Raw genomic sequence first — 238 nt, 5'->3', positions numbered from 1 at the left:
GCGCAGCACGTAGCGCGGCGAGATCTCGACCGGCGAGCCGTCGAAGTGCACGCAGTCGTGGATCACCTGCGCGGTCGGGTCGACCGCCCACGGGATCAGGCAGATCGTCGACGGATCGGGCACGCACACCATGTCGGGATCGGTCACGCCGGTCAGCGTGCCGTCCTCCGGATAGTCGCCGGTGACGGTCTGCACCATCACGGCCTGCGGCAGGCGCATCGATTCGCCGGATTCGAAC

Annotated in this window: 1 pseudogene; it reads right to left on the bottom strand. The window is 68.5% G+C overall.

The features are described 5' to 3' along the window. A pseudogene (locus tag AAEY80_RS14865) lies at nt 1-238 on the bottom strand (hypothetical protein); the annotation flags it as partial.

The organism is Psychrobacter sp. 78a-MNA-CIBAN-0178 (genome assembly GCF_040309625.1).
GTDB classification, from domain to species: domain Bacteria; phylum Pseudomonadota; class Gammaproteobacteria; order Pseudomonadales; family Moraxellaceae; genus Psychrobacter; species Psychrobacter okhotskensis.
The sequence above is the reverse complement of the archived record's forward strand: the minus strand, read 5'-3'. Positions and strand labels throughout refer to the sequence as shown.